The sequence below is a fragment of the Streptomyces cahuitamycinicus genome, assembly GCF_002891435.1.
GTDB lineage: Bacteria > Actinomycetota > Actinomycetes > Streptomycetales > Streptomycetaceae > Streptomyces > Streptomyces cahuitamycinicus.
This window is the reverse complement of the sequence record NZ_POUC01000616.1, coordinates 1-3,509: the sequence shown is the minus strand read 5'-3', so window position 1 is coordinate 3,509 and position 3,509 is coordinate 1. Positions and strand designations below refer to the sequence as shown.

5 protein-coding genes and 1 pseudogene are annotated in these 3,509 nt (G+C 73.3%); 5 read left to right on the top strand and 1 reads right to left on the bottom strand.

Annotation, left to right across the window (positions count from 1 at the left end; genetic code table 11):
* The coding region (locus tag C1J00_RS40390; RefSeq protein WP_146046363.1) for a TrmH family RNA methyltransferase at positions 1-186 on the top strand (186 nt) is incomplete at its 5' end.
* A 9-nt stretch (positions 187-195) separates the two neighbouring features.
* Positions 196-588 carry an NUDIX domain-containing protein gene (locus tag C1J00_RS40385; protein ID WP_102913823.1) on the top strand — a complete coding sequence of 131 codons (393 nt, stop codon included), beginning with the start codon at positions 196-198 and terminating at the stop codon, positions 586-588.
* Between the two features lie 33 nt (positions 589-621).
* Here the strand turns inward: C1J00_RS40385 and C1J00_RS40380 are convergent, their stop codons facing one another.
* The gene (locus C1J00_RS40380) at positions 622-2,079 is read right to left on the bottom strand and encodes a serine/threonine-protein kinase (RefSeq protein WP_102913822.1); all 1,458 of its coding nucleotides are present in this window, start codon (positions 2,077-2,079) and stop codon (positions 622-624) included.
* Between the two features lie 195 nt (positions 2,080-2,274).
* Here C1J00_RS40380 and C1J00_RS40375 point away from each other — a divergent pair, with 195 nt between their 5' ends.
* The 3 genes and pseudogenes from C1J00_RS40375 to C1J00_RS40365 all read left to right on the top strand — a co-directional run.
* Positions 2,275-2,514, top strand: a complete 240-nt coding sequence (locus C1J00_RS40375) for a DUF8836 family protein (protein ID WP_053668256.1) — start codon at positions 2,275-2,277, stop codon at positions 2,512-2,514.
* Between the two features lie 234 nt (positions 2,515-2,748).
* Complete coding sequence (locus tag C1J00_RS40370; RefSeq protein WP_102913821.1) at positions 2,749-2,958, top strand: hypothetical protein; 210 nt, start codon at positions 2,749-2,751, stop codon at positions 2,956-2,958.
* Positions 2,959-3,158: 200 nt separating this feature from the next.
* A pseudogene (locus tag C1J00_RS40365) lies at positions 3,159-3,509 on the top strand (aminoglycoside phosphotransferase family protein); the annotation flags it as partial.

Genomic DNA, 3,509 nt, shown 5'->3' with positions numbered 1-3,509 from the left:
CCCCACACCATGGACCGCGTCGCCCTCATGCTCGGCGCGGAGGGCGACGGCCTGTCCACCCAGGCCCTGGTCGCCGCCGACGAATGGGTCCGCATCCCCATGTCCCACGGTGTCGACTCCCTCAACGTCGGCGCGGCGGCGGCAGTCGCCTTCTATGCCGTGGCCACCGGCCGGCCTCAGGTCTAGGGACAGCACGTGGAGCAGCGCGAAGCCGTCGTGGCCGTACTCCTGCGCGGTGAGCGCCTGCTCGCGATCCGGCGCGGCCCCGAAGTCGCCCGCCCCGGCTACTGGCAACCGCTCAGCGGCAAGGTCGAGCCGGGCGAGACCCAGGAGGAGGCGGTCGTCCGGGAGGTCCGCGAGGAAGTGGGGCTCACCGTCGTACCGGAGGCGAAACTCTGGGAGTCGGAGACCGACGACCACCGCTTCCGGCTCCACTGGTGGACCGCCCGCGCCGACACGGGCGAAGTGGTCCCCGACGCGCGCGAGGTCGCCGAGACGCGCTGGGTCACCCCGCGGGAGTTCCTGGACCTGGACCCGGTCTTCGCCGGTGACCGGGAGTTCTTCGAGCGGATCCTGCCGGAGTTCTGACGCCCCGCCGACCGGCGGGCCGTCGTCGTGCGGCTACGCGTCCCGGGGGTGGTCGTCCTGCTGGACGCGCTCCTGCCGTACGACGCCCCCGTCGCCGCCGAGCCCCCGCGCCGGGCCCTGACAACCCTGCACCAGGGCGATACCGACCGCCACCAGCAGCGTCACGACGACGAACACGAACAACCGCTGCCGGAGCAACCGCGGATTGGCGGGCCGCAGCCTGGTCCCCGTGCTCCGGGACGCGGGACGCCCGGTGCCGCTGTGGGGTGCGGGGCGGCTGCCGCTGCCCGACCGCGTCCCGTTGCGCCCGGTGGGCGTCGGCCGAGACCCGGACCGCGACGAGGTACCACCGCGCGAGGCGCCGGAACCCCGCATCGGAGTCCTGCCGCGGTTTCCGCCCCCTGTCGACCGGTTCCCGTCACCGGCCGCCCGGGCTCCGCCCCGCGCACCGGTACCGCTCTGGGAGGCAGGGCCGTCCGGAGACGGCTGACCGTCCCGGGAGGGAGCCGGCCCCCGCGGCGGGGGAGTGCCCCGGCCCCGCTGGGCCCCGGACGTCCCGGCGCCCTGCTGCCCCTGCGGACGCCGGGTGCGCTCCGGGTAGGTGTCGGCGAGCCGTTCGGTCTCGGCGCCGCGGGGCGCGGGCGGCCGGACACCGGCGAGGTCCTGCGACTCCCGGGCCGCGATCTCCTTGAGTCGCAACGACAGTTGGAGCGTGCTGGGCCGGTCCTCGGGGTCCTTCGCCAGACACGCCCGGACGAGCGGGGCCAGCGCGTCGGGCACGCCGTGCAGCTGGGGCTCCTCGTGCACCACGCGGTAGAGCATCACTTCGGAACTGCCGTGCCCGAAGGGCGAGTCGCCCATCGAGGAGTACGCGAGCGTGGCACCGAGCGAGAACACGTCCGTGGCCGGTGTGACGGTCGCCCCGCGCACCTGCTCCGGCGCGAGGAATCCGGGGGAGCCGACCGCCGTGCCGACGTGGGTGAGCGTCGAGGCACCGGTCGCCCAGGCGATGCCGAAGTCGATGATCCGCGGCCCCTTGGGGGACAGCAGGATGTTGGACGGCTTCAGGTCCCGGTGCACCACCCCGGCCTCGTGCACCGCGACCAGGCCCTCGGACAGGGCGGCACCGATGGCCGCGACATCGGCGGCGCCGAGCGGTCCCTCGGCCGCGACCTTGTCGTGCAGGGACGGGCCGGGCACGTACTGCGTGGCGAACCAGGGGCGGTCCGCGTCGAGGTCGGCGGCCACCAGCCGGGCCGTGCAACCGCCGCGGATCCGCCGGGCCGCCGAGACCTCACGGGCGAACCGGGAGCGGAACTCCTGGTCTTCCGCCAGGTCGGGGCGGATGACCTTGAGCGCGACCCGCTGCCCCTTCTTGTCGGAGCCCAGGTAGACCACGCCCATCCCGCCCGCGCCGAGCCGTCTGTGAAGCCTGAACGAGCCGACGACGCGCGGGTCCTCGCGCCTCAGGCGCATCATCGCCATGTTCATCCCCGCTGCCCGGTCCTGTGACGAGCCACAGCTTACGTTTCCACGGCCGCCCGCGCGCAGAGGCCGCGCCCTCTCAGGGTGATGGATTGTCAGTGGTGGGTGGGAGACTCGAAAGGTGGTCAGGGAGGGCGCGAAGAGGCGGACTTCGCGCTGCGAGTGACCCCAACCACCCGTTGCAGAAGGGGGATTGGTCCTGTGAAGGGTGATCGCGTGGAGATAGTCGTGGACGCGGGGGACACGACGCGCACGTATGAGGTGGTGGCGAGCAGGGCGGGCCGCAGAGTCGAGACGGCGGTACGCCGAGGTGTCGTGGAAGTGAGCGAAGTCACCCGTAGCGGTACGGTCGTACGTACCGCCCGCTTCATGGCGAATCGGGTGCTGGCCCTGGTGGAACAGCCGGTCCCTCGGGAGGAGAGCTCGGACAAAGAGGGGTGATCCGGTTCCCCCGTCGGGGAAGACCCTGAGACCCGCGTCCCCGTCTCCACCCAGGGGAGTACATCGCAGGTGGCGGCTCATCCTCCGGGAGGCCCGGCAATCGGTACGAGGGCATGACGCCCGGGAAGGGCCGGACACCTAGATTTGAGGTCAAGCGGCGGGTGCAGCACTCGTCCCCCGAGGTCAGACGCCCGCCGCTGCCAACGACAACTGAGAACGGTCAGGAGAGGGACCATGGCCCAGACGGCTCCGCGGACACTGCTCCGCGAGGAGGGACGCAAGGTGTACGCCGCCGCGTTCCGCCCCCGCCGCCAGGGTCGTCGCCACCCGGTGGTGGCGACTTTGATGGCCCTTCCCCTGGCGGTCCTGCTCCTCCTCGTCTTCGACGGATGGGAGACAGTGGCCACACAGGCGTCGTCCGTGGGCGAGATGCTGGGGCGCTGAGCGGCGACCCCAGGCCCGGAAGAGCGGTCCGGGCGGGGACATCCCGACCATGAAACCCCGTGGGGACGGGGGTGCGGCGGACGGCAAAAAATGCCGGCGCAGCTGGGGAGCTGCGCCGGCATTGCTTTGCCCCACCGCCGAGCACCTGGAACGAACCCGCCCCCTCCGGCCGGGTCCCGTCTGCGCGTACGCTCACCCCGGTGAACTCCGCCTCCGGCCCGCTCCTGGCCGGCCTCACCGCCACGGCCCGAGCCGCCGCCCACGCCCGCTCACCGGCCTGCCCCTGCGGCGCGGCCACGCTCGCGGACCGCCCGGACGGCACCGTCGTACGCCATGCGGACACCGTCGCGAAGGCCCACCCCCCGGACACGATCCCCGCCGAGCTCACGAGCCGTCTCACCCTCGCCGCCCACCACCCCGACATCCTGCTGCCTCCAGTGGACCCGACCCCGGTGGCACTGCACGGCCGCCTGGTGACGCTCTGGCCGTACGGCACCCCCGTGGATCCCGGCGACCCGGACGCCGCGCCCTGGGAAGCCGCCGCCGCACTC

Excerpts from the sequence above, each read along its gene's own strand:
- C1J00_RS40380 (WP_102913822.1), bottom strand. The coding sequence starts at position 2,079 with ATGAACATGGCGATGATGCGCCTGAGGCGCGAGGACCCGCGCGTCGTC.
- C1J00_RS40370 (WP_102913821.1), top strand. The coding sequence starts at position 2,749 with ATGGCCCAGACGGCTCCGCGGACACTGCTCCGCGAGGAGGGACGCAAG.